Origin of the sequence: Paenibacillus uliginis N3/975, assembly GCF_900177425.1 — a bacterium.
Taxonomy (GTDB): domain Bacteria; phylum Bacillota; class Bacilli; order Paenibacillales; family Paenibacillaceae; genus Paenibacillus_AQ; species Paenibacillus_AQ uliginis.
Map to the genome: position 1 here is coordinate 328298 of NZ_LT840184.1, position 25780 is coordinate 354077.

28 protein-coding genes are annotated in these 25780 nt (G+C 48.2%); all 28 read left to right on the top strand.

Features of this window, described 5'->3' with window-relative positions; translation table 11 throughout:
* Window positions 1-17: 17 nt before the first annotated feature.
* Entirely contained in the window at window positions 18-473 is a 456-nt protein-coding gene (rpiB, locus tag B9N86_RS01460) for a ribose 5-phosphate isomerase B (protein ID WP_208917450.1), read from the top strand.
* Window positions 474-581: 108 nt separating this feature from the next.
* The gene (locus tag B9N86_RS01465; protein WP_208917451.1) at window positions 582-1169 is read left to right on the top strand and encodes a TIGR01440 family protein; all 588 of its coding nucleotides are present in this window, start codon (window positions 582-584) and stop codon (window positions 1167-1169) included.
* Between the two features lie 59 nt (window positions 1170-1228).
* Window positions 1229-2479 carry a serine hydroxymethyltransferase gene (locus tag B9N86_RS01470; RefSeq protein ID WP_280174963.1) on the top strand — a complete coding sequence of 417 codons (1251 nt, stop codon included), beginning with the start codon at window positions 1229-1231 and terminating at the stop codon, window positions 2477-2479.
* Between the two features lie 392 nt (window positions 2480-2871).
* Window positions 2872-3501, top strand: coding sequence for a uracil phosphoribosyltransferase (upp, locus tag B9N86_RS01475; RefSeq protein ID WP_208917452.1), 630 nt, complete (start codon window positions 2872-2874; stop codon window positions 3499-3501).
* Between the two features lie 49 nt (window positions 3502-3550).
* On the top strand, window positions 3551-4708 hold the full coding sequence (wecB, locus tag B9N86_RS01480) for a non-hydrolyzing UDP-N-acetylglucosamine 2-epimerase (protein WP_208917453.1): 1158 nt from the start codon (window positions 3551-3553) through the stop codon (window positions 4706-4708).
* 176 nt (window positions 4709-4884) lie between these two features.
* Window positions 4885-5118, top strand: coding sequence for an AtpZ/AtpI family protein (locus B9N86_RS01485; RefSeq protein ID WP_208917454.1), 234 nt, complete (start codon window positions 4885-4887; stop codon window positions 5116-5118).
* A complete protein-coding gene (locus B9N86_RS01490; protein ID WP_208917455.1) occupies window positions 5111-5491 on the top strand; it encodes an ATP synthase subunit I in 381 nt (126 codons plus the stop codon). The genes B9N86_RS01485 and B9N86_RS01490 overlap by 8 nt, the downstream gene beginning before the upstream one ends.
* 34 nt (window positions 5492-5525) lie before the next feature.
* On the top strand, window positions 5526-6293 hold the full coding sequence (gene atpB / locus B9N86_RS01495; RefSeq protein WP_208917456.1) for a F0F1 ATP synthase subunit A: 768 nt from the start codon (window positions 5526-5528) through the stop codon (window positions 6291-6293).
* A gap of 99 nt (window positions 6294-6392) precedes the next feature.
* Window positions 6393-6605: a F0F1 ATP synthase subunit C gene (atpE, locus tag B9N86_RS01500; RefSeq protein ID WP_208917457.1), complete on the top strand. Its 213-nt coding sequence runs from the start codon at window positions 6393-6395 to the stop codon at window positions 6603-6605.
* Between the two features lie 95 nt (window positions 6606-6700).
* Window positions 6701-7189, top strand: a complete 489-nt coding sequence (gene atpF / locus B9N86_RS01505) for a F0F1 ATP synthase subunit B (RefSeq protein WP_208917458.1) — start codon at window positions 6701-6703, stop codon at window positions 7187-7189.
* Window positions 7186-7731, top strand: coding sequence for a F0F1 ATP synthase subunit delta (locus B9N86_RS01510; protein ID WP_208917459.1), 546 nt, complete (start codon window positions 7186-7188; stop codon window positions 7729-7731). Before atpF ends, B9N86_RS01510 begins: the two co-directional genes overlap by 4 nt.
* Before the next feature lie 18 nt (window positions 7732-7749).
* On the top strand, window positions 7750-9264 hold the full coding sequence (gene atpA, locus B9N86_RS01515; RefSeq protein WP_208917460.1) for a F0F1 ATP synthase subunit alpha: 1515 nt from the start codon (window positions 7750-7752) through the stop codon (window positions 9262-9264).
* Window positions 9265-9613: 349 nt separating this feature from the next.
* Window positions 9614-10471, top strand: coding sequence for an ATP synthase F1 subunit gamma (gene atpG, locus B9N86_RS01520; RefSeq protein ID WP_208917461.1), 858 nt, complete (start codon window positions 9614-9616; stop codon window positions 10469-10471).
* 103 nt (window positions 10472-10574) lie between these two features.
* A complete protein-coding gene (atpD, locus tag B9N86_RS01525; protein ID WP_208917462.1) occupies window positions 10575-11975 on the top strand; it encodes a F0F1 ATP synthase subunit beta in 1401 nt (466 codons plus the stop codon).
* A gap of 92 nt (window positions 11976-12067) precedes the next feature.
* Window positions 12068-12481, top strand: coding sequence for a F0F1 ATP synthase subunit epsilon (locus B9N86_RS01530; RefSeq protein ID WP_208917463.1), 414 nt, complete (start codon window positions 12068-12070; stop codon window positions 12479-12481).
* 273 nt (window positions 12482-12754) lie between these two features.
* Window positions 12755-13012 carry a DUF1146 family protein gene (locus tag B9N86_RS01535; RefSeq protein ID WP_208917464.1) on the top strand — a complete coding sequence of 86 codons (258 nt, stop codon included), beginning with the start codon at window positions 12755-12757 and terminating at the stop codon, window positions 13010-13012.
* A gap of 423 nt (window positions 13013-13435) precedes the next feature.
* A complete protein-coding gene (murA, locus tag B9N86_RS01540) occupies window positions 13436-14776 on the top strand; it encodes a UDP-N-acetylglucosamine 1-carboxyvinyltransferase (protein WP_208920037.1) in 1341 nt (446 codons plus the stop codon).
* A 459-nt stretch (window positions 14777-15235) separates the two neighbouring features.
* Window positions 15236-15580 (top strand): transposase, encoded by a 345-nt coding sequence (locus B9N86_RS01545; protein ID WP_208915517.1) that lies wholly within the window; start codon window positions 15236-15238, stop codon window positions 15578-15580.
* A complete protein-coding gene (locus tag B9N86_RS01550) occupies window positions 15559-16488 on the top strand; it encodes an IS3 family transposase (protein ID WP_208915516.1) in 930 nt (309 codons plus the stop codon). The genes B9N86_RS01545 and B9N86_RS01550 overlap by 22 nt, the downstream gene beginning before the upstream one ends.
* 347 nt (window positions 16489-16835) lie before the next feature.
* Window positions 16836-18647 (top strand): stage II sporulation protein D, encoded by a 1812-nt coding sequence (spoIID, locus tag B9N86_RS01555; protein WP_244562922.1) that lies wholly within the window; start codon window positions 16836-16838, stop codon window positions 18645-18647.
* A gap of 59 nt (window positions 18648-18706) precedes the next feature.
* Complete coding sequence (locus B9N86_RS01560) at window positions 18707-19444, top strand: M23 family metallopeptidase (RefSeq protein WP_208917465.1); 738 nt, start codon at window positions 18707-18709, stop codon at window positions 19442-19444.
* Between the two features lie 259 nt (window positions 19445-19703).
* The gene (gene spoIIID, locus B9N86_RS01565; RefSeq protein WP_208917466.1) at window positions 19704-19991 is read left to right on the top strand and encodes a sporulation transcriptional regulator SpoIIID; all 288 of its coding nucleotides are present in this window, start codon (window positions 19704-19706) and stop codon (window positions 19989-19991) included.
* A 198-nt stretch (window positions 19992-20189) separates the two neighbouring features.
* On the top strand, window positions 20190-21188 hold the full coding sequence (mreB, locus tag B9N86_RS01570) for a rod shape-determining protein (protein WP_208920039.1): 999 nt from the start codon (window positions 20190-20192) through the stop codon (window positions 21186-21188).
* 74 nt (window positions 21189-21262) lie between these two features.
* Complete coding sequence (locus tag B9N86_RS01575) at window positions 21263-22144, top strand: flagellar hook-basal body protein (protein ID WP_208917467.1); 882 nt, start codon at window positions 21263-21265, stop codon at window positions 22142-22144.
* A 49-nt stretch (window positions 22145-22193) separates the two neighbouring features.
* A complete protein-coding gene (locus B9N86_RS01580; protein WP_208917468.1) occupies window positions 22194-23015 on the top strand; it encodes a flagellar hook-basal body protein in 822 nt (273 codons plus the stop codon).
* 12 nt (window positions 23016-23027) lie between these two features.
* The gene (locus B9N86_RS01585; protein ID WP_244562923.1) at window positions 23028-23228 is read left to right on the top strand and encodes a DNA-directed RNA polymerase subunit beta; all 201 of its coding nucleotides are present in this window, start codon (window positions 23028-23030) and stop codon (window positions 23226-23228) included.
* Window positions 23229-23540: 312 nt separating this feature from the next.
* On the top strand, window positions 23541-23972 hold the full coding sequence (gene fabZ / locus B9N86_RS01590; RefSeq protein ID WP_208917469.1) for a 3-hydroxyacyl-ACP dehydratase FabZ: 432 nt from the start codon (window positions 23541-23543) through the stop codon (window positions 23970-23972).
* Between the two features lie 46 nt (window positions 23973-24018).
* Window positions 24019-25737 (top strand): phospho-sugar mutase, encoded by a 1719-nt coding sequence (locus tag B9N86_RS01595; protein ID WP_208917470.1) that lies wholly within the window; start codon window positions 24019-24021, stop codon window positions 25735-25737.
* Window positions 25738-25780 lie beyond the last annotated feature (43 nt).

Consider the following 25780-nt stretch of genomic DNA (forward strand, 5'->3'; position numbering starts at 1 on the left):
ACGAGGAGGTTTTTCATATGAAAATCGCATTGGGCACGGATCATGCAGGTATTCGTTTGAAAGAGGAAATTACGGAGGTCATTCGGAATCTCGGGCATGAGGTCGAGGACTTGGGCTGCGGCTGTTCCGACTCGGTAGATTATCCTGACTTTGCGCTTCCGGTATGTGAAAAGGTCGTATCCGGAGAAGCTGACCGTGGAATTCTGATCTGCGGAACGGGAATCGGCATGAGCATTGCGGCGAATAAGGTTCCAGGAATTCGCTGTGCGCTGACACATGATGTATTTTCGGCAAAAGCTACCCGCGAGCACAATGATAGCAACGTGCTGGCACTTGGTGAACGAGTGGTGGGCCCCGGCCTTGCAGCAGAAATCGTTACAGCTTGGCTGACGACAGATTTCAGTCAAGGTGAGCGGCATGTTGGCAGGGTGAACAAAATCAAGGCCATTGAGGAACGCTATCTGAAGGGATAAGCTCGTACTGCAGGGATGAACGGTAACTAAGTAACCTAAGTAACTTAAGTAACTAAGACATCAGGCAGTTGGCTTTCAGACTATCGCATCCAAGGAGGGCTGAAACACATGACAGATTACCCGGTTGACCATGCTTTGAGAGAACAAACGGTAACGATTATGCGGGAATTGGCTGAGGCTGCAGGTCTCAGGGCAGGCAAGGTGCTGGTCGTCGGGACCAGCACAAGTGAAATCACCGGCCGCCGGATTGGTACCGGCGGTGTGCTGGAGACCGCGCAACAGGTGCTGAACGGAATCGCAGAGGTACAGGCTGAGTTCGGTTTCGATACGGCTTACCAGTGCTGCGAGCACCTGAACCGTGCGCTTGTTGTGGAACGGAAACTACTCGAGCGATTGGGACTGACGGAAGTAGCTGCAGTACCCGTTCCTAAAGCGGGAGGATCTATGGCGTCTGCCGCTTACCGGAGCTTCGATGATCCGTGTCTGGCTGAGAGCATCTCCGCTCATGCGGGTATCGATATTGGTGAGACGATGATCGGCATGCATCTGCGCCGTGTTGCGGTACCATTTCGACCGAGTATTCGGTATATCGGGAAAGCTCGTGTGACAGCGGCATTGACGAGACCGAAATTGATCGGTGGAGAGCGGGCTGTATATCGGATGGAGCAGGAGATTGATAGGGCGGCATGTGATTAGACGTAGTTGTGATTGATGATTAACCATATATTATTTTTTAATTTAGGGAGGATACGAATATGATGGAACATTTGCGCAAGAGTGACCCGGCAGTACTGGAAGCGATGGATTTGGAACTGAAGCGCCAACGCAGTAACATTGAACTTATCGCTTCGGAGAACATTGTTAGTGAAGCTGTTATGGAAGCGATGGGATCAGTGCTGACGAATAAATATGCAGAAGGCTATCCAGGCAAACGCTACTATGGCGGCTGCGAGCGCGTTGATATTGTAGAGGATCTGGCACGTGACCGTGCGAAGCAGTTGTTCGGTGCTGAGCACGCTAACGTCCAGCCTCACTCCGGTGCACAGGCGAACATGGCTGTTTATTTGGCTGCGTTGAAGCCGGGCGATACGGTACTCGGTATGAACCTGGCACATGGTGGGCACTTGACGCACGGTAGTCCTGTCAATGCATCCGGCCTTCTGTATAACTTTGTGGCATATGGTGTGCAGGAAGATACCTTCCTAATCGATTATAACGAAGTGCGTAAAGCAGCCTTCAAACATCGTCCGCGTATGATTGTTGCCGGCGCAAGCGCTTATCCGCGAACCATCGACTTTGAAGCACTGGCTTCCATTGCAAATGACGTGGGTGCCTTGTTCATGGTTGATATGGCTCATATCGCAGGGCTTGTTGCTACAGGATTGCATCCGAACCCTGTACCTCACGCACATTTCGTTACCACAACAACTCACAAAACACTGCGCGGACCGCGCGGCGGCTTGATTCTGTGCAAACAGCCATGGGCTGCAGCTATCGACAAGGCGGTATTCCCGGGCACCCAAGGCGGACCACTTATGCACGTCATTGCATCCAAAGCAGTTGCGCTGGGTGAAGCGTTGGACCCATCCTTCAAGGAGCATGCTGAAAAAGTAGTGAAGAACGCCAAAGTACTTGCGGACACACTGATTTCTGAAGGGCTTAACATCGTATCCGGCGGAACCGATAACCACCTGATGCTGGTGGATACCCGTAATTTGGACATTTCCGGTAAAGATGCTGAGAAAGTGCTAGATTCTATCGGTATTACCGTGAACAAAAACGCGATTCCATTTGACCCTACAAGTCCGTTTGTAACAAGCGGTATCCGGATCGGTACCCCAGCTGTGACTTCCCGTGGCATGGATGAGGAAGCTATGGCTACGATCGGCAAAATTATAGCTATGGTCCTCCGTCAGCCGAAGGACGAGGCAACACTCGCAAAAGCTGGTCGTATGGTAGCTGAATTGACAGAGAAATATCCGCTGTATCCGCAATTGAAATACTAATCAATGCAACTTGGTTAGGTGAGGTAATGTAAGGCGCTCTTCGGGCCCCGTCTTCGTAGAAGACGGGGCTTTTGGTTCTTTCAGCACGATTTGGCATCTTTTTGAACAGAATGGAAACGATAGTATAATGCCAGGTTTTGCTAATGCGCCCTGACTTTTTAGAGCGCAAGAAACATGATGGATACAGGTGTAAAATCACCACGGGGAATGATATAATAGACAAGATTTATGGAGCTCACTAGATTTTACGCCCATATTGAACAAGCAGAAACGATTTCGTTGTCCTTTTCCAAAGGGCGATGACGTTTCTGCGAGAAATATAAGAAAGTATAAAATTCCATTTTATGCCTTCTTATATTTTAACATATCGTAACCAACCGGAGGGACCTGACATGGGAAAATTGGTGATTTGTGATCACCCATTGATTCAACACAAACTGACATTTATCCGCGATATGCGGACCAACACGAAAGATTTTCGCGAGCTGGTTGACGAAGTGGCCACACTGATGGCTTATGAGATAACCCGCAGTATTCCGCTGGAATCGATTTCCGTGCAAACTCCGGTAGCTGAGACCGAAGGAAAGGTTATTTCCGGCCGCATGCTGGGTCTGATTCCGATTTTGCGTGCCGGTCTGGGTATGCTTGACGGTGTCGTTAAACTGCTGCCTGCAGCTAAGGTAGGCCATGTGGGCCTGTTCCGCGATCCTGAGACCCTGCAGCCGGTGGAGTACTACACGAAGCTTCCAACGGATGTAACAGAGCGAGAGTTGATCGTCATTGATCCGATGCTCGCGACGGGAGGATCCGCTATTGCGGCAATCGACGTCCTGAAGAAACGTGGCTGCACGCAGATCAAGATGATGAACCTGGTGGCTGCACCTGAGGGTGTTAAAGCTGTACAAGAAGCGCATCCCGATGTTGATATCTATGTAGCTGCTTTGGACAAGGGTCTGGATGATCATGGTTATATCATTCCTGGACTAGGTGATGCAGGAGACCGACTTTACGGAACCAAGTAACAACGTGTACGTATAAGTATGGAATGTATGTAAAGAGGGGGAAGCGAACATGTCTAAAGTGAAAGTGATGACCATATTCGGCGTTCGTCCTGAAGCAATCAAAATGGCGCCGCTCATTCTAGAATTGCAGCGTCACCCCGAGCATATTGAATCGGTGGTCTGCGTTACGGCGCAGCACCGTCAAATGCTCGATCAGGTGCTGGATGTGTTTAAGATTGTCCCGGACTACGATCTAGATGTAATGAAAGACCGGCAGACACTGAATGAGATAACAATCCGGGTGCTGGAAGGTCTGGAGCCGGTTCTGCGGGAAGCTAAGCCTGATATCGTGTTGGTGCACGGTGATACGCTGACGACGTTCCTCGCTAGCTACGCGGCGTTTTTACAGAAAATTCAAGTAGGGCATGTGGAAGCGGGGCTTCGTACATGGAACAAGCTCTCCCCGTACCCGGAAGAGATGAATCGCCAACTAACTGGCGTTCTCTCGGATATTCATTTCGCTCCAACGGATTGGTCTGCGGATAACCTGCGTAAAGAGAACAAAAACGAGTCAACCATTTACGTCACAGGCAACACAGTAACAGATGTGTTTCAATATACGGTACAGCCCGATTACACACATCCCGTTCTGGACTGGGCGTCAGGCAAACGTCTGATTCTCATGACAGCGCATCGGCGTGAATCCCAGGGAGAGCCGCACCGCAATATTTTCCGTGCAATTAAGCGTATAGCGGATGAGTTCGAGGATATCGCGATTGTTTATCCGGTGCATCCGAGCCCTGCGGTCAAGGAGCCTGCACACGAAATCTTGGGCAGTCATCCTCGCATCAAGCTTATCGACCCGCTGGATGTGGTAGATTTTCATAACATCTATGCCCATACGCACCTGATCTTAACGGATTCTGGTGGTATGCAGGAGGAAGCTCCTTCGTTCGGCGTGCCTGTATTGGTGCTTCGCGACACGACAGAACGGCCGGAAGGCATAGATGCTGGAACGCTTGAATTGGTAGGAACGCACGAAGAGGATGTTTATGGGCGGACAAAGGCTCTGCTTACCGATAAAGAGCTGTATGAATCCATGAGTCAGGCAGCAAATCCTTACGGTGACGGCCATGCTTCCGAACGCATTGTCAATGCGATTTTGCACCATTTTGGTGTTGTAAGTGATCGTCCAGAAAAATTTCACAGAATGTTCACAAAATCATAAATAAGTGGCTTCTGGTGACAAAGTTCACAGCATACAGTTGTACTGTACGGTTCTGGCGGCGTTTTGCGCAAGTCAGATTGCGTAAAACGCCTGATTTTACACGCTAAAATGGAGTTGTCGATTGATTGACAAAGCCTTGTTATATTCAGTAAAATGAGTTGGGATTAGAGGTTTATATGAAAAATCCGAATAGTCAAGAACACCCTTGGTTGATTGCACTTTATATTAGTGGTGCCGGTGGTTTGCTGGCAGTTTACATCCTTATCGGTTTTTTTGGAGGGAAGTGGCTGGCTGAAATGCTGGACGGGCCCAGATACTGGCTTGCGATTGGAACCGTTACAGGGCTCTTTGTAGGGATTTTGAATATTGCTCTTCTCATTAAAAAGTTTTTGGGGGCGCAAAGTGAATGATTTGACGACATCCATTGTGAACGCTGTAACGAGAGTGACACTGCTCTTATTGTCCGTCTTCTTCATGGGATGGGCTTTATATGTCGACTATCGCCCGATTTTTGTAGGACTTATATTGGGTTTGGTAGGCGGCTTGATCAATGTTCGCTTTCTTTCCTTTAAAGTGCGGCAGTTGGCTGACTTGGCAATTAGCCAGGAACGTAAACGGTTCAGCTTTGGATTTGTCACAAGACTTTGCATCGCGTTTCTGATTGTGATGATTGCGGCGAAGCTCGAGCAAGTATCGCTCGGTGCAACCATTGCCGGACTGTTCATCCCCCAGCTGTTGACCATTCCAGTCAGCATTATTGTTAGCTTGCGAAACAAGAATTGATTAGCGCTAATTGGAAAGGGGTGAAAACAATTAAATGCATGAATCACCAATTATTAAACTTGGCGGATTTAATCTAGATCTGTCGGCCGTGCTAATGCTTTTGGTAACCGGGATTATTGTATTTGTACTGGCACGGTTATCAGTTCGAAATCTATCCGTAGAAAACCCTTCCAAGCTTCAAAATTTTATGGAATGGGTCGTTGAATTTGTACAAGGTATCGTATCGAGTGCCATGGATCTGAAAAAGGGCAAACCATACATATCGCTTGGGTTGACCCTAATATTATTCATCTTTGTAGCTAACCTGTTGGGATTGCCGTTTTCTGTAATCACCGATTTACCGGCGGATTTCGAAGTTTTCGGTAAACCGATTTTAGCTACAATCGGGCTTGAGGCTGGTCACTTTGCACATGTATTGTGGTGGAAGTCGCCAACAGCAGACGTATCGGTTACCGCGGGACTGGCTCTTATCGTCTTCCTACTCATGAACTACTTGGGTCTGAAGTTGAATCGCAAGCACTATCTGAAGCATTACATTGAGCCGTACCCTGTATTCCTGCCACTGAACATTATTGAGAACCTGGCGAAGCCGGTCGCACTGGCCATTCGTTTGTTCGCTAACATTTTTGCTGGTGAGGTATTGATTACGGTTATTCTGAAGATGGGATTCTTAGGAATTCCGTTCATGGCAGTATGGCAAGGCTTCAGTATATTCATTGGTGCATTGCAAGCCTTTATCTTTACCATCTTGACTATGGTATACATCGCACAAACAACGATTCACGAAGAAGAAGCGCATTAATAAACTCCTAAGAAATTCAGGCGCGTATAGCGAAGAATTTCAGCAGAGATATATTATATTACTACAAATTTGAACCAATTTTAAGGAGGATATTTAATAATGGAATATTTGGCAGCAGCTATTGCAGTAGGTTTGGGCGCATTGGGCGCAGGTCTTGGTAACGGTATGATCGTAAGTAGAACAGTAGAATCCATCGCTCGTCAGCCAGAAGCACGCGGACCATTGCAAACAACGATGTTTATCGGTGTTGGTATCGTCGAGGTAGTACCACTCGCTGCTACCGTTATCGCTTTCTTGATCATGTTTTCTTAATAACATTACAACGGTTTGGCGGGGAGGGCCGATGCCATCCGCGCCTTCGTTTTGTTAAGAACTGCACTTCGCAATAGTGGAAAGGAGTGACTTCAATGACAGTATTATGGGAGAATATTGTAATCACAATTCTAGCATTTGGTATTCTATATTTTCTGCTTCACAAGTATGCGTTCAACAAGCTGTTCGCCATTATGGAGAAGCGTCGTGAATTAGTCATGAGCCAAATGAATGAAGCTACCCAGACCCGGGAGCAAGCAATTACTTATGTTGAACAACAGAAGCAGGCGCTTGAGCAAGCTCGTCAAGATGCGCATGAAATCATCGAACGTTCTAAGCAAACTGGCAACAAACAGGCTGAACAGATCCTGGAACTCGCTAACGAAGAAGCGAACCGTATCAAATCAGAAGCTGTGCGCGACATTGAAAGTGAGAAGAACAAGGCGGTTGCTGCACTTCGCGAGGAGCTGGGCAGTGTATCTGTTAAGATCGCTTCTAAACTGCTTGAGCGGGAAGTGAAGAACGATAACGTACAGGAAGAATTGGTGGATCAATACCTTAAAGAGGTAGGAGGCAGACCATGAGCCAAGAAACGGTAGCAGCCAAGCGGTATGCGCGGGCGCTGTTCGAAGTAGCGGCTCAGCAGCAGAAGGGTCTGGAAGTGGAACAGGAATTGAGAGTAGTTGTATCGGCTATCGAAGGAGACGCTGACATACAGAAATTCATCTCCACCCCCAATATTCCCCGTTCGGTTAAGATGAATGCCTTGAACAAGGCACTCGCAGGAAAAATATCGAAGCCTGTTCTGAACACAATTGAGCTGCTTCTGGAAAAGGGACGCACAGATCTGTTCGCTGAACTGCTGAACAGCTATGTGAAAATTCAGGGAGCTAGCCTCGGAATGGCCGATGCCGCAGTATACTCCACATACCCTCTGAGTGATCAGGAGAAGGAGCAAGTGGCTGCAGAATTCGGACAGATGGCACAGCAAAAAATCCGCGTGACCAATGTCGTTGACGAGAGTTTGCTGGGCGGCCTGAAGGTCGTCATCGGTGACAAGCTGTATGATGGCAGCTTGTCAGGCAAGCTGGAACGTCTTGAAAAGTCTTTTAACAGACAAGCATAGTAGATAGGGGTGAAAACGTTGAGTATCAGACCTGAAGAAATTAGTACTTTAATTAAAAGTCAGATTGAAGAATATAAATCCGACATTACTGTCTCTGAAGTAGGTACGGTTATTCAAGTAAGTGACGGTATTGCTCGCGTATACGGCCTGGAGAACGCTATGTCCGGGGAATTGCTAGAATTCCCGAACGGGGTCGTAGGTTTGGCGCTCAACCTTGAGGAGAGCAACGTCGGTGTTGTTATCTTGGGCCCATATACCGAGATTAAAGAAGGCGACCAGGTTAAACGTACAGGCCGCATTATGCAGGTTCCTGTTGGCGAAGCTTTGCTCGGCCGCGTTGTGAACCCGCTGGGTCAACCACTTGACGGTAAAGGCCCGATTGCGGCTACTGAATTCCGTCCAGTTGAGAGTAACGCACCAGGTGTTATCGACCGTAAATCTGTACATGAGCCGATGCAAACAGGTATCAAAGCTATTGACGCAATGGTTCCAATCGGCCGCGGACAGCGTGAGTTGATCATCGGTGACCGTCAGACAGGTAAGACAACCATTGCTATTGACACGATTTTGAACCAAAAAGGCAATGGCGTGAAATGTATTTATGTAGCTATCGGGCAAAAACAGTCCACGGTTGCACAAGTTGTTGAAACATTGCGCCGTCACGGTGCTTTGGAGTACACAATCATTGTAACTGCTTCGGCTTCTGAGCCAGCTCCGTTGCAATATATCGCTCCTTATGCGGGTTGCGCAATGGGTGAGTACTTCATGTATAAAGGTGAGCACGCTCTGATTATCTATGATGACTTGTCGAAGCAAGCAGCGGCATACCGCGAATTGTCCTTGCTCCTTCGCCGTCCTCCGGGTCGAGAAGCTTATCCGGGTGACGTGTTCTATCTGCATTCCCGTTTGCTGGAACGCGCTGCGAAACTTAGTGATGAGCTCGGTGGTGGTTCATTAACCGCTCTGCCATTTATTGAAACACAAGCTTCCGACGTATCCGCGTATATTCCTACGAACGTAATCTCGATTACAGACGGACAGATCTTCCTGGAGTCCGAATTGTTCTACTCAGGTCAGCGTCCGGCGATCAACGTGGGTATTTCCGTATCCCGTGTCGGTGGATCTGCACAGATTAAAGCTATGAAGAAGGTTGCCGGCGGTATGAAACTCGACCTGGCCCAATACCGTGAACTTCAAGCATTCTCCCAGTTCGGTTCCGACCTGGATAAATCCACATTGGCTCGTCTGAACCGTGGTTCCAAGTTGATGGAAATTTTGAAACAGGGCGTAAACCAACCGCTGTCCGTTGAACAGCAGGTTGTGAGTTTATATACTGCTGTTAAGGGTTACCTCGATGATATTGAGGTTATTGATGTTCGCCGTTTCGAGAAAGAATTCTTGGCGTTTGTTAATAGCAACAGCCCAGAAATTCTGCAATCGATCCGCGATACTAAAGACTTGGTGGCGGATAACGAGAACGCACTGAAGAGTACCATTGACCAATTTAAAAAAGGCTTTGCGGCTTCGAAGTAAGCTCCTCGGCTGAGTAATAGGAGGGGAGCCGGGCAATGAATGCCCGGTATCCTCTTTCATTATATGGAATGCTGTTCTTGGCTTAGCCAAAGCTAGGTTAATGCTTAGGAAGTTAGCTTTGTCTTTGCCGAAGTTTGGTATGCTTACGAAATAACTTTGGCTCGCCAAAGTTTAGTTTACGCTTTCGAAGTTAGCTTTGGCTTCGCCAAAGCAGGTCTGTGCTTACGAAGTAACTTTGGCCTAGCCAAAGTTTAGTTTACGCTTTCGAAGTTAGCTTTGGCCTTGCCAAAGCTTGGTCTATGCTTACGAAGTAACTTTGGCCTAGCCAAAGTTTTGAGGTGGTGAAAACATGGCAAGAGGATTACGTGACATTAAACGGCAGATCAAGAGTATCCAGAACACCAAGCAGATCACCAAAGCAATGGAGATGGTTGCCGCTGCCAAGCTTAGAAAAGCGCAAGAGAAGGCAACTTCCGCCCTTCCTTACTCGGAAAAGCTGAAAGAAGTGGTAGGCAGCATCGCGGCTGGAACCCAAGGGATCAGTCATCCAATGCTGGAGAAGCGCCCAGTTAAGAAAACCGGTTACTTGGTCATTACCTCGGACCGCGGCCTTGCCGGTGCGTCGAACTCCAATATTTTGCGTAAAGTATCGGCTGTTCTAGCAGAACGCCATCAGTCTAAGGATGAGTACTCCATCTTCGTTATCGGACGTAAGGGCCGTGATTACTTCCGCCGCCGTGATCTCCCGGTTGTGGAAGAGCTGACAGAATTGTCTGACAGTCCTACTTACGCGGACATCAAGTCCATCGCGAACGCGGCAGTACGTCAATATGAGTTGGGTCAGATTGATGAGCTCTTTATTTGCTACAACCGTTTCGTGAATGCTTTGACTCAGGATCCGGAAGTGGATCAATTGCTTCCAATGGAGAACATTGGGGGCGGAGTGAACGTATCGAGCTACGAATATGAGCCATCACCAGAAGGTGTATTGGAGATTTTACTTCCGAAATACGCGGAGACGCTCATTTTCAGTGCGATGCTGAATGCAAAAGCAAGTGAGCTTGGTGCTAAGATGACAGCAATGGGAGCAGCTACGAAAAACGCAAGTAAGATGATTTCCGAGCTTACTCTTACGTATAACCGTGCCCGTCAGGCTGCGATTACACAGGAAATTTCCGAGATTGTGGCCGGTGCCGACGCTCAATAATTTTTATAATTAATAGATACTGTTACGGATATACGGCACGATGTGCCGCTTTACGATGATCGTTCGCTATATAAGGCGAGCGGGTAGGAGGGAAAACGAAAAGATGAACAAAGGACGCGTTGTCAGCATTACAGGCGCTGTAGTTGACATTGAATTTCAGCGCGGTCAGCTTCCCGAGATCTTTAACGCCATCAAAATTGAAGGCACCGTGGAAGGCGGCCGTTCTATTGATCTGACTTTGGAAGTATCCAACCATTTGGGTGACAATCTGGTTCGTTGTATCGCGATGTCGTCGACAGACGGTCTCACTCGCGGTCTGGAAGCCGTAGATTTGGGTGCACCTATTACAGTTCCTGTAGGATCCGCTACCCTTGGTCGTGTATTTAACGTACTGGGTGAGCCTATCGATAATGCAGGTGAGGTAGTTTCTGAGACTAGCAACCCGATTCACCGTGAGGCACCAGCTTATGACGAGCTCTCCACACAAGCAGAAATGCTTGAAACTGGAATCAAGGTTATCGACTTGCTGGCTCCATATCAAAAAGGTGGTAAAATCGGCCTTTTCGGTGGTGCAGGTGTAGGTAAAACCGTTGCGATTCAGGAACTGATCAACAACATTGCTCAAGAGCATGGCGGTATTTCCGTATTTGCGGGTGTCGGCGAGCGTACCCGTGAAGGTAATGACCTGTATCATGAGATGAATGATTCCGGCGTTATCAGCAAAACAGCAATGGTGTTCGGACAGATGAACGAGCCTCCGGGCGCACGTCTTCGTGTAGCTTTGACAGGTTTGACCATGGCTGAATACTTCCGTGATCAGGAAGGAAAAGACGTTCTCCTGTTTGTCGACAACATTTTCCGTTTCACTCAAGCAGGTTCTGAAGTATCCGCCCTCCTTGGCCGGATGCCTTCCGCGGTAGGTTACCAGCCAACGCTGGCATCTGAAATGGGTCGTCTGCAAGAGCGGATTACGTCTACGAAAAAAGGTTCCGTTACTTCCATTCAAGCAATCTACGTACCGGCGGATGACTATACAGATCCAGCTCCGGCTACGACGTTTGCTCACTTGGATGCAACAACCAACCTGGAGCGTAAAATTTCCGAGAAGGGTATCTACCCAGCGGTGGATCCACTTGCTTCCAGCTCACGGATTCTGGCGCCTGAAATTGTCGGCGAAGAGCATTACAATGTAGCTCAAGGCGTTAAACAAATTCTTGCCCGCTATAATGAGCTTCAAGATATTATCGCGATCCTAGGTATGGATGAGCTGAGTGAGGACGATAAAGCAATCGTTTCCCGTGCTCGTCGTATAGAACGTTTCCTTTCCCAACCGTTCCACGTAGCGGAGGCGTTTAACGGGATGCCAGGTACTTACGTGCCTGTTAAAGAAACCATACGCAGCTTCAAAGAGATTCTGGATGGTAAGCACGACAATCTTCCGGAAGCTGCTTTCCTGTTCGTCGGCACAATCGAAGAAGCAGTAGAAAAAGCAAAAACTATGTAAGCTGACGCTCCGTGATCGGCGGGCCGTCCGTACAACTACGAACGACGCCTGCTACGCGAGTTTTCTGCGGAAAACGGTGAGGAGGGATGGAAGTGAGCACCTTTTTGTTAGAAATCGTAACACCGGACCGTCTCGTTTATTCCGAGCAGGTTAACAGTGTTACGGTGCGCGGGGTCGAAGGGGAACTGGGAATTTTGCCAGGACACATCCCGTTTGTAACTCCACTTCAGGTAGCGCCTTTGTTCGTGAAGGTCGGAAACGAAAGAACCCCTTTTGCTGTACAAGGGGGCTTTGTGGAAGTTCGAAAGGATAAGGTTGTTATTTTGGCGGAGAGCGCTGAGAGAGCGGGAGAAATCGATCTGGAGCGTGCTGAAGCCGCGAAAGAACGTGCTGAAACCCGCCTGAATGTGCGCGGACGACAAGATGAAATCGACCACCGACGTGCTGAATTGGCTCTTCAACGGGCAATGAACCGGATTAACATATCCGACGGCAATGGACGGTAAAATTAAAGGATTAAAGGCAGTCTGCTATAAACAGCAGGCTGCCTATTTTTTTTGGGGGTAATAGCTTTATATCTTTTAAGACAAATGTGTGGACAGTCATTAAAAAATAGCTTAATAGCTAATTAATTCATTTATGTGACCTTCTGATCAATTTTTTTTATTTCCGAGGAAATGGTATGAGAAAGTACTGGATTCTTACCGCTCTGACAAGTATTATAGAAGAGTCGGTCCTTTTTGAGGATGATATATATCGAATTAATGGAGGAGGGAGCAATGAATCAAGATATTTCGAACACTGTTACCGGTGCCGTTGGCATAAGCGGATTGTTATCTATTGTCATTTCGCTTGTCTGTATAGCGCTGGCGTGGTGGGCATTGCAAACTTTAAAGTTAGATTTGGTAATCCGCAATCCCAAAAGCCCACAGGGCAAGTTGCTGCATCTGCTGCTTGCAGTGGTGCTTGGACGTTTTGTAGCCGAATTCTTTATCGACTATGTCATGTGGAGCCAAATGATCCGATATATGTTTTAAAGCTGTGAATTAGCGCTTGTTTTAATTATTGTTTAAGTGGTTATGTCTCTGTTAGGTTGCTGAGCGTAAGATGTCGAATAAACACATTTTATTATGTCAACACTGAAAATAAGTATTCTGACCGGGCGAACTTTACGACTTCCGGACTATAACGTTCACCCGTTTATGAACTGTGTCACCAAGAATAATTTCCAGCATAGGTTACTTATACAGAGCCAGACTGCGTATAACCCGGATGTTTCTCATAAAGATATCAGGAACATCATTAACAATTGAGGTATTAGCTTCCTGATGGCAGAAATTAGTCCTAAAATCGCTTGAAGGGCGAAAAGCATCAATGATAAGATGGAAGTTAGTGAATTGGAAATTCTTTAATCAATGAATTATATTACAGCAAAATTATGGACGCGGAGGGAAACCATGATGAGCAAATTTATCGTCCGCGGTGGCAAAAGACTGACCGGAAGCGTCAAAGTCAGCGGAGCAAAAAATTCAGTTCTTCCGATCATCGCTGCCTCTCTCTTAGGGGAAGTAGGAGAAAGTGTCATTATCGATGCGCCTCCACTTGACGATGTAATCACAATTAGCAAAGTATTGGAGTCGCTTGGTGCAGGCGTTACATATCAAGACGAAGTCATACGTGTAAATGCAGAGCACATAACTACATGTGAAGCACCTTATGAGTGGGTGCGGAAGATGCGCGCCTCTTTTTTGGTCATGGGACCACTTCTGGCACGTTTCGGTCAAACCCGCATTTCACTTCCGGGCGGATGCGCTATCGGTACAAGACCGATTGATCAGCATCTAAAAGGTTTTGAAGCGCTGGGTGCGGAGATCAGTCTCGGGCAGGGGTATATTGAAGCTAAAAGTAATGGGAGGCTTCGTGGCGCAAAGGTCTATCTGGATGTTGCCAGCGTAGGTGCTACCGAAAATATTATGATGGCTGCCACATTGGCAGAAGGCGTAACAACGATCGAAAATGCGGCGAAAGAGCCGGAAATTGTCGATTTGGCTAATTATTTGAATGGCATGGGTGCCATTATTCGCGGAGCAGGTACCGGCATCATTCGCATCGAAGGTGTCGAGAAGCTGCATGGTGTGAAGCATCATGTTATTCCGGATCGTATTGAAGCAGGAACCTTTATGGCTGCTGCCGCAATCACCGGTGGTGATGTGTATGTGGAAGGCGCTATTGCGGATCATTTGGGACCGGTGATTTCCAAAATGGAAGAAATGGGCGTAACGATTCAGCCGGATGAAAACGGAGTTCGCGTCATTGCGGATAAGCCACTGAAGGCTGTAGACGTTAAGACCTTACCATATCCGGGATTCCCTACAGATATGCAATCACAGATGATGGCTCTCCTACTCGTTTCTGAAGGCACAAGCGTGGTTACAGAAACGGTGTTTGAGAATCGCTTCATGCATGTGGATGAATTCCAGCTGATGAATGCTGAAATCAAAGTAGAAGGCCGTTCGGCCATTGTGACCGGAGGTTCCCATTTAACGGGGGCGAAGGTATGCTCAACGGATCTTCGAGCTGGCGCTGCTCTGATTTTGGCGGGACTTGTTTCGGAAGGAACGACTGAGGTTAGTGGTATTCAGCACATTGACCGGGGATATGTTCATTTGGCTGAGAAGCTCTCCGGGTTGGGCGCAGATATCTGGCGTATTTCGACAGAGGAAAAGGATTACGAAAAAGTGTCCAAGACCACTAAGACCGAAGACAGCAAGTTGTTCACAGTACAGCCGACTTGGGTGTAATAACAATCTGCAACTTCGTATGACGGAACAATGATTTTTATACGAAGGGCCCTGCCGTAATGGCAGGGTCTTTTTCGTGCGCGTAGAAAGATCCAGTTGGTGGGAATCACTGTGCTAAGCTCCCAGAGCGCAGTGCGGCGTCTGGCTTAGACATAAACCAATAGGGATGGCTACTCATTGTTTCTTGTTAGGAATACTATATGGTATAAACGATGGATTGTATCAGAGGGTTTTAAATGAAAGAAAAATATTTAAATGGTTCATGACCAAAGTTTACTGATATGTTTAACGTCTAAACGGGCTGCTATCTGTTAGCGAATGATTAAGGTCCGCGTAATGATCAAACATGATGGGAGAAGTAATGTTGTATGTTATACAACAATGCTATAAAGCCCCCTAATCAACTTGGACACTTTCAGAATAAATAATATACAATTAATTTATCTGGAGGCAGTCACTATGAGAGTACAACATAGTAAGTTCGACGAGCTGCGGATACAGGTCGTCGAAGAAGCACTTGAACGGGGGAATGTAGCACTAACAGCACGAAAACATGGCCTCTCCCCTTACTCATTATATAAATGGGTTAAACAATATCGAGATGAGGTGGAGATGACGATGAGTAGAAAGAAGAACATGGACAGACTTGAAGTTCAACCTCAAACTACAGGTGATTGGAAAGAAAAGTATGAACAAGCCACCAAGTTAATTGGGGAAAAAGAACTGGAGATAGCCATCCTCCGAGACCTTGTAAAAAAAACTCATCCACACATCCAATGGAAGTGGCCCGGCAATGGATCCTAAAAGGTTATCCGGTAAGCAAGATCCTGAAGCTGTGTAATGTGCCTCGGTCTACTTACTATTATCAACGTAAGACCACTACCAATTCAAAACAATCAAATAAATCTGGGCGCCCAAAGCCAGGTTATTCCGTCACGTTTAACGGCAAAAAAGTAAGTGATGGACGAATTAAACAGATAATCTTAAAACTTCTTGAAGGTGAAGAATCTGCTTACGGATATCGAAAAATCACTCTTGTGTTACGTAGACGGCACGCTATTAAGATCAACAAGAAAAAGGTATACCGACTTTGTAAAGAACTCGATATTCTAGGCAAACCTAAAGAGCAGAAAGCGGCCTATCCACGCCGTCTAGCTAACAATATGGAAGTAACCGGTCCGAACCAGTTGTGGCAGATGGACGTTAAATACGGCTATATTGCTGGCCTACAGCGTTACTTCTATACGGCAAGTATTATCGATGTATACGACCGCAACGTAGTGGGGCAGTATCGCGGCAAGGAGTGCCTTACAAAAAGTCTTGTTGATACGCTTTATAAAGCATTAATCAAACGAAATATCTTCTCTCAAGAGAAAGAGTTAGTAATCCGAACGGATAATGGCCCTCAGTTTAAGAGTCACAAATTTGGAAAGTTCTTCGAGACACACAAAGAATTTATTATTCATGAACGTACACCGAATCGCAGCCCAAACAAGAACGCGTTCATTGAGTCGTTTCACAGCATCTTAGAACGGGAGTGTTTTAAGCGCCATATTTTTACGGACTTTCAAGAAGCATTTATGGTGCTGGACCGATTCATGGACTTCTACAATAATCGAAGAATCCATATGAGCTTGTATGGGTACTCGCCTGTCGAATTCGCTGAAAAACTTAAGAAAAATGAAGTGAACGCGTTTAAAATCGCGGTATAGTGCGTTCACTACAAGTTCCTTTACAAAGTGTCCAATATTCGGGGGCCTGACCGAATGAACGAACAGGATGCCTGAACCTACTGATATTGTTGCAGATTCTACAACAATTCTTCCTATCTCTATTATTGTATTTTATGCAACAATTCGTCCTTCGCCGCTATAGGACAGGATAAAGTTGCGTTTTATACAACATTCACTGAATTCTGTTGGATTTCTCTCTCTTAAAAGGGTTCTATCAACTGAAAAGTTCTCATACTTATGAGTACTAGCAATTGGAGGAATAGGAGCACTTATAGAATTGGCGACGAAAACTTATGTGCTCCAATCTGCACAAAGGAGAGAGCCGAATGAAAGATTCGAAGGTTCGAATACAAATTCCGGTTACTCCGGAAAAAGAACGTCAACCGGGTAACCAGAATAACAGGCGGAAAGAGGGACTCAATGTTGTCACTGGATCAAAAACACCTGTACTGGAGTGGAAGTTTCCACCGCTTGAGAGGATGGTTGAGGGAACGGAAGATATAGATAGCTCTGAAAGCATATCATCATCAGGAAAGACTTCTGAAGAGACGGAAAAAATAGTAGATCAATCCTATGTAGAATCAACAGAGCGACTTGAACCATTGCAGGTGGTGGGCACATCTGGATCAGATACAGGAAGGACACAGGGTGACAGGTTCGGTAAGAAGGATAGGATGGAAGTAGGCTCATTGAATAACAACATAGATGCCGGAGAGTTTTCATTGGGTAGTTTGCCAATGAGTGCTGCGTATAACTCTGAGGCTGGACATTCTGGGAGTGGGGGGCATGTGGCCCCGCATCGTGCTGCTGAACAGACTAATGATAAAGTCCACGATACCCTGCTTCGCGTTGTTGCACAGCTTGCCGGTGGCGACCCTGGTGCTCCGCCTCGTGGTGTAGCCCCCGCTGCTCCGCTTGGCGGTGGGGACCCTGCTCCCCCGCCTCGTAGCGGAGACCGCGCTGCCCCGCACGGCGGCCAGCGCTCCGCGCCGCCTCCTGCCGGCGGCGGCGCACCGCGTGAGGACCGCACGTTCCGTGTGCGGCCCTCACGCTTCCGGCGCCGCGGCTTCGCCGCGCGGCGCCCTGCGGCCCCCGGCCGGCGGGTGCGGCTGCACCCCGCCGTCTGGGCCGCCGCGGGACTGCTGGCCCTTGCGCTTGCGGTGCCGCTGCTTGTGGTCGCTCCAGGCGACCACAAGCCCGCACCGCCCGCGCCCGGGCCGGCGCCCGCCTCTTCCGCCGCTCCGCAGGAGGCGGAAGAACCCACGGTGTCCGTCTACTTAACGAAGACGGACACCGTGGAGACCCTCCCGTTGGAAACCTACATTGTCGGCGTCGTAGCCGCCGAAATGCCGGCGGAATTCCAGCTGGAGGCACTCAAGGCCCAGGCCATCGCCGCACGGACATTCATCGTGCAGCGACTTAAGTCCGGCAACAAGAGCGATGTGCCGGACAACAAGAGTGATGTAACCGATACGGTCAGCCATCAGGCTTACATATCGAAGGAGAAGCTGGAGAAGGAATGGGCGGCTCTTGGCAAAGAAGGTGAGCTGGCTAAGCTGCGCCAGGCTGTGAAGGAAACGAAAGGGATTGTGATGACGTACAAGGGCAAGCCGATCACGGCTTCTTTTTTCTCGACCAGCAATGGCTATACGGAAAATTCAGAGGATTATTGGAAGAACGAGATTCCGTACCTGCGAAGTGTGGAGAGTCCATGGGACAAACAAATCTCTCCCAAATATAAATCTACCGTCCGCATGCCTCGTGACGAATTTATTGAGCGTCTGGGATTATCGGATACAGCCATTCCGGTATCAACATCAGGCGGAAGCTCTAGCTTATGGAAAGTAATCTCATACACGAAAGGGAATCGCATCCAGGAAGTGAGAGTCGGAGGCAAAAAGTTTACAGGACGAGAAATAAGAGAGAGATTGGACCTTCGCTCTAGTCAATTCAGCTGGAGTTTGAAAGACGGAGAGGTAGAGATCGTTTCCTACGGCTATGGCCACGGTGTCGGCATGAGCCAGTACGGCGCAGAAGGAATGGCAAGGGAAGGCTATAAGGCGAAGGAGATTCTGCAACACTACTATACCGGTATTTCTTTTGCCGAAACTTCAAAACTTCTCTCTTCAAAAAAATAATAGAGATGCACGTATAAAAGAGTTTACCCCGGTAACAATGATTACTGAGGTGATTGCAAATGAATGAACAGAACAAAAATAGTCAACCCCGCGAAGAAGCTCCTAAAACAGCTCAAGGAGAACCGGCGGTAACGTCGTCTTCGTGGAAAAGAATGTTGTCCAAACGGTGGGTGTTCCCGGCAGCTTATCTGGCAGCAGCGGCAATTATACTAACCCTCGTGTGGGTCTACCAGGACGCTAGCCAAAAACCGCTGAAACAGCAGACAGCCGTAACGGAAGCCGAGAAGGGTATCGATACCAAGACTGCAACGGGTGGTAAAAAAGAGGAAGTCGTAGAAGTCATCGCCAATTCCCAGAGCATGATCTGGCCGACAGCCGATGGCGCAGAAGCTACTGTTGTAAAGCCGTTTTATGATGCGAAAGCTCCGACTGAGCAGCATCAGGAAGCCATGGTACAGTACAACGATACCTTTACGCCGAACTTGGGTATTGACCTGGCCCGTAAAGATGACAAGACATTTGATGTAACCGCAGCGCTGGATGGCAAAGTAACCCGTGTGGAAGATCATCCTGTGAATGGAACTGTGGTGGAAATCACCCATCCTGGAGAGCTGAAGACCGTGTATCAAAGCTTGAGCGGTGTGAAGGTGGAGCAGGGTAAAGAAGTGAAGCAGGGCGAGACGATTGCTTCTGCGGGACACAGCGAGTTTGAAAAAGATCTTGGTAACCACGTACACTTTGAAGTGTATGATGGTGAAAACCTGGTCAACCCGATGGAGCTTCTTCCGAAAAATTAAATTTTTCAGATGATACACAGCGCCCACCGCGCATGAAAGGCAGGATGAATTTCCTGCCTTTTTTCTTTGTCCTCAAGGCTTTGTAAGCACCGGACACCCTGACAGATACCCGATAAAATGGAGCAAAGCGCTCAGTCAGGTCAGCATGTCCCTAAAATAAATGGGACCGATGGAGCTTGTCACCCCGTGAAACCGCGAATATCCCGCCATGCCACTCATATAATGTACCAAACTATCCACACAGTAGGGAGGCGGGAGCGTGCACGATTACATCAAAGAGCGGACCATTAAGATCGGACGCTGTATCGTGGAAACGAGGCATACGGTCCGGACGATTGCCAAAGAATTTGGCGTGTCGAAAAGCACGGTGCATAAGGACTTAACCGAACGTCTGCCGGAGATTAACCCGGACTTAGCGGATCAGGTTAAGCATATTCTCGAGTACCATAAGTCGATCCGCCACCTTAGAGGCGGCGAAGCCACCAAGATTAAATACAAGAAGACGACCAGCGGCAGTCGTGAGCCTGTTGCAACAGCGAAATCCTAACTATAGGGCTTAGGTCGCTAGATTGACGTTGAATCCCTCCCCTGAAGTATGATATGTTAAAAGATGGTATCATATCGAATGATGAGACCTTGTTATGCCGAATAGCATCATGCCATGCTGCTATTTGTCGATCCTCGGCAGTTATGCTCGGAACCAACATTCACGTACCATAAAATAACACTTTGGGGGCTTTTCATGATGCTTAGCAAGGATATTGGAATCGATCTCGGGACAGCAAACGTGCTTATTCACGTCAAAGGGAAGGGGGTAGTGCTAGACGAACCTTCCGTAGTGACCATTGAGAGCGACAACAAAAGAGTCCTTGCCGTCGGGGAAGATGCACGGCGCATGATTGGGCGTACCCCAGGGAACATTATGGCGATTCGCCCGCTCCGGGATGGGGTCATCGCTGATTTTGAAATTACGGAAGCAATGCTTAAGTATTTTATTGACCGCGTAGGCGCCCGCAGCTGGTACAGCCGCCCCCGCATCCTTATTTGCGCACCGACGAATATTACGTCTGTGGAGCAGAAGTCGATCCGGGAAGCGGCAGAACACAGCGGTGCCAAAGATGTGTTCCTGGAGGAAGAGCCTAAAGCGGCAGCGATTGGCGCAGGCATGGATATATTCCAGCCTAGTGGCAACATGGTCGTGGACATTGGGGGCGGCACGACAGACGTGGCCGTCCTGTCCATGGGCGATGTGGTGACTGCTTCTTCCATCAAAATGGCAGGGGACAAGTTCGACGAGGCCATAACAAAATACATTAAGAATAAATATAAATTGTTAATCGGAGAACGCACAGCTGAAGATTTAAAAATATCCATCGGTACCGTCCGTCCGGGTGGACGTCAGGCGGAGATGGATATCCGCGGTCGGGATATGGTTTCAGGTCTGCCAATTACGGTGACGGTAACCTCTGCTGAGGTGCAGGAAGCGTTGTGGGATCCAATCTCATCGATCGTTTTGGCGGCAAAATCGGTTCTTGAGCGGACACCGCCAGAGCTTTCAGCTGACATTATTGATCGTGGCGTTATATTGACAGGCGGTGGTGCATTGCTTCATGGGGTGGACGAGCTTCTGACGGAGGAGCTGCGCGTGCCAGTGCTGATTGCTGAAGATCCGATGCATTGCGTTGTAAAGGGAACGGGCATTATGTTGGACAATTTGGATAAAGTGGTTAAGAAAAGATTCTAATCTTCCGATATAAATAGGGAGTAAATGAATTTTAATGGAGCTTTTTATCGGTCCATGAGAAGGGAAGTGCCTTCATGTTAAGAGGACTTTATAACGCAGCTGCAGGTATGATTACACAACAGCGGCGTCATGACACCATAACGCAAAATATCGTTAACGTTAATACGACAGGGTACAAGCAGACGGACAGCGTTCAGCGCTCGTTCCCTGAAGTGCTCGTGTCCATGATCGGCGGTGAGCCAGGAAACGAGCACCGCACACTAGGTAAGTTGAGCACAGCTGTGTTTGCGGAAGAGAGTTTGTCGCTGCATAAACAGGGAGCTCTCCGTGAAACCGGGAAAACTTCCGATTTCGCCATCGTTTCCGAGCTGGGGCTCGTTGATCCGGGAACCGGGGAGAACATGAGTTTTGACGCTTCGGGCAAATATATTGATGGGAATGGTGAAGTAATTTACCGTCCGCAAGCTTTTTTCACAGTACAGGATGAGAATGAGGAAGTAAGGTACACAAGAAACGGACAATTTCATGTGAGCCAGGATGGGAATCTACTGACATCCACCGGATACCAAGTATTGGATGCCAATAACACGCCAATTGTATTGACAGGCCAAGCTGGTAACTTTACAGTGAATGAGCAAGGGCAAATCGTGGATGAAGCCGGTAATCCTACTGGCGTTACGTTGGGGATTAGTGTGGTAGACAAGCCTCATGAACTTGTTCGGGAAGGCAATGGCGTTTTTCGCCTCAACAGCACGGATGAAGACGGTACACGTTTTCTCGCCGCAGGTGATAATGCGATCGTTCGTCAGGGCTTTATCGAAGCGTCCAATGTGGACCCTTCGCAATCGATGGTCGAACTGACCGCAGCACTCCGTGCGTATGAGACGAACCAGAAGGTCGTTCAATTTTATGATAAGTCTCTCGAAAAGGCTGTTAATGAGATCGGCAGAGTCTGATAAAGTATCTGTCTATAGAGCTAATGTCTACTCCACAGGAGGTTAACGTATGAATAACTCCATGATTAGTGCCATGGTGTCCATGAACGCGATTCAACAGCGGCTGGATGTGATTGCTGATAATATCGCGAATGTAGATACAGTTGGTTATAAGAGCAAGGATTCATCTTTTGAAGATGTGCTGACTCAGGTGCAGGGACATCATAAAGATTTCACTTTGGATGGAAGAGCTACACCTCCGGGATTCAACATGGGTTACGGCATGAGACTTGCGTCGATCGTTGAGAATACGGATCCAGGTTCTCATAAGGAAACGGGGAACCCGCTTGATCTTGCGATTGAGGGCAATGCGATGTTTGCGGTGGAAGGTAACGGCGGTGTCGCGTATACCCGTGAAGGCGGTTTTCATGTATCGCCTGACCCGCAAAATCCGGGCTTCGTGAATCTGGTAAACAACCAGGGCTATAAGGTTCTGAACCAAGATAACAACCCGATCCTCATTCCCGAGAACGGTAAAGTTGCTGTAGATGCAGCAGGACAGGTTCTGGTCGAAACCCCTGCAGGAAGGTCTGTTACCGGAGTGCTGAAACTCGCTGAACTGCAGCGTCCGGAAGGACTGGTACAGATGGATGGGAACCTGTATATGCTTGCCGCCGGCTTGACGGAGGCGGAGGTGTTCGAACAGGCAGCGGCTAATGCTGGTCAGCCACCGAAATCAGAAGTTCGATCCGGCTTTTTGGAGCAGTCCAACGTGAATTATTCGGAAGAAATGACGAAAATGATGGAAGTCCAGCGTGCATATCAGCTGGCTGCACGTGCGCTGAGCTCCAGCGACACCATGATGAACCTTGCCAACACTATGCGAGGATAGGTGGTATGAAGCGTGAGTGAAGCTAGTGAACCAGTACGGCGTAAGACATCTAGATGGAAAATTGCGCTCAGAATTATGGTTCCGATCTTTCTTCTGCTGGCGCTGGCCGGTGGAATGGTTTTCGGTTATGTCATTTTAGGCAAACAGGATATCGGTGAAGCCTTCAAGTGGAGTACTTGGAAACATGTTTTTGATTTGGTCTTTGCTCCTTAATCGGAGCGAGGATTTGACAACGAATAACGAATTGAAACTCCCTTAGGGAGTTTTCTTTTTTTTCAGTATGACGGTATAATGGGATGGACTATTTCATCAATAGCTTAAAAAAGGGCCTCCTCTCAGGTGAATACCTGTAGAGAAAGCCCCTTATCTCAACCTTCACCTCTGCAGTGGTGAAAGATATCCTTAGTTTTTTCCGTAAACGTCTTGTTTTATGCATGATTTGGCATGAAGCAGGCCTCTGTGGAACGATTTACATCTTTCACAGGGAGTGCTTGGCGGGTACGTACATAAGAAAGGAGTTTTTTTGTGCTGAACATCGGACAAATTCAAGAGATTATTCCTCATCGCCCACCGTTCCTGCTCGTGGACAAAATTGTGGAGATCGAGGCCGGCAAGTGTGCCGTGGGAATCAAGAACGTTACAATTAACGAGCCTTTTTTTGTTGGTCATTTTCCGGAATACGCTGTGATGCCTGGTGTGCTGATCGTTGAAGCTCTTGCTCAGGTAGGGGCTGTGGCCATTCTGAGCGTAGAGAGCAACCGTGGTAAGCTCGGTTTCCTCGCAGGCATCGACGGGTTCCGTTTCCGTGGGCAGGTTGTACCTGGAGACACACTGCGCCTTGAAGTGGAAATCACCCGTCTCAAAGGTATGATCGGTAAAGGAAAGGCGACTGCCACCGTGGATGGCCGCATCGTAGCCGAAGGCGAGATTATGTTCGCTCTACAAGACAAAGCATAAGTGAAACTCCGCTAACAATTTTCTTTGGATAAGGAAGGGATGAATCATGGCTGAAATGAGTCAGAGAACAAAGGATACCGTTCAGCGCTGGCTAAACGATCCATATGTGGACGAAGAGACAAAACAGGAGCTACGCACCTTTGAAAATGATCCCCAGGAGCTGGAAGAACGTTTTTATCGTGATTTGGAGTTTGGTACCGGAGGTCTTCGGGGCATTATCGGCCCGGGCAGTAACCGGATCAATAAGTATACGGTAGGCCGTGCTACTCAAGGGTTAGCTCGATATATCTTGGAGGTTCATGGCGCAGCGGAAGGCAAGCCTTCGGTTGTTATTGCCCATGACTCCCGTCATTTCTCTCCGGAATTTTCACTCGAAGCGGCATTGGTGCTTGCTGGTAACGGAATCATCGCGAAGCTGTATCCGTCACTGCGTTCCACTCCGCAGCTGTCGTACAGCGTTCGCCATCTGGGTGCGACCGGTGGTATTGTCATCACGGCAAGTCATAACCCGCCAGAGTACAATGGTTATAAGGTGTATAATTCTGAGGGAGGCCAATTAGTACCCCATGAGGCAGAGGTAGTTATTTCTCATATACAGGAAGTAGATTCTTTTGCTGCGGTGAAGAAGATGACCCAGGAGCAAGCGGAGGCAGAGGGGCTGTTGGTGTGGCTCGGAGACGAGGAGGACCAAGCTTTTATCGATACGGTAGCAGATATTAGCGTGAACCGTGACGCGATCTCCTCCACACTAGGTCAGGATATCAAGATAGTTTATACCCCGCTGCATGGTGCAGGGAACATGCCGGTCCGCAAGGTGCTGGAGCACATTGGCTTTAAGAATGTGTTTGTTGTTCCAGAGCAGGAACAGCCGGACGCTGATTTTTCAACTGTGAAGTCGCCGAATCCTGAGGAACGCGAAGCGTTCACCATGGCGATGAAGCTTGGTGAGGAAGTCGGAGCGGATATCCTGATCGGAACAGATCCGGATGCCGACCGTATGGGCGCTGTTGTGAAGAACAGCCAAGGTGAATACGTGGTATTGACCGGAAATCAGTCCGGTGCGATTATGATCCACTATCTGCTGAGTCAGCTGAAGGAAGCAGGCAAGCTGCCGGATAATGCAGCCGTTGTCAAAACGATTGTAACTAGCGAGATGGGGGCAACGATTGCCCAGTTTTACGGAGCAACCGTGCTGAATACTCTGACGGGCTTCAAATATATCGGTGAAAAGATGACTCAGTTCCAAAAGACCGGTCAGCATACATTTTTGTTTGGATATGAGGAAAGCTACGGTTATCTGGCAGGCACTTATGCACGCGATAAGGACGCGGTTCTTGCCTCTATGTTAATCTGTGAGGCTGCTGCTTATTACAAAGGGCAAGGCAAAACGCTCTATAATGTGCTGGAAGAGCTGTATGATCAGTTCGGATACTTCTTGGAGAACCTGGAATCCCGCACACTGAAAGGCAAGGACGGGATTGCTCAAATCCAGGGCATTATGAGTGATTGGCGGAGTGCTCCTCCAGAGCAAGTAGGCGGTGTTGCGATTGAGACCGTGCTAGATTACGCGCAAGGCCTAAATGGGCTGCCGAAGGAGAACGTGCTTAAATACATGCTTGCAGACGGTTCGTGGTTCTGCCTGCGTCCATCTGGAACGGAACCGAAGATTAAAGTGTATTTTGCGGTCCGGGGCCAATCTCTTGAAGATGCACAGCAAAAAATGCAAAGCCTCTCAGGTCAAGTGATGGCCAGAGTGGATGCTTAATGAATAAATAATAGAGATTTAAACGACCGGGATTCTTTCGCAC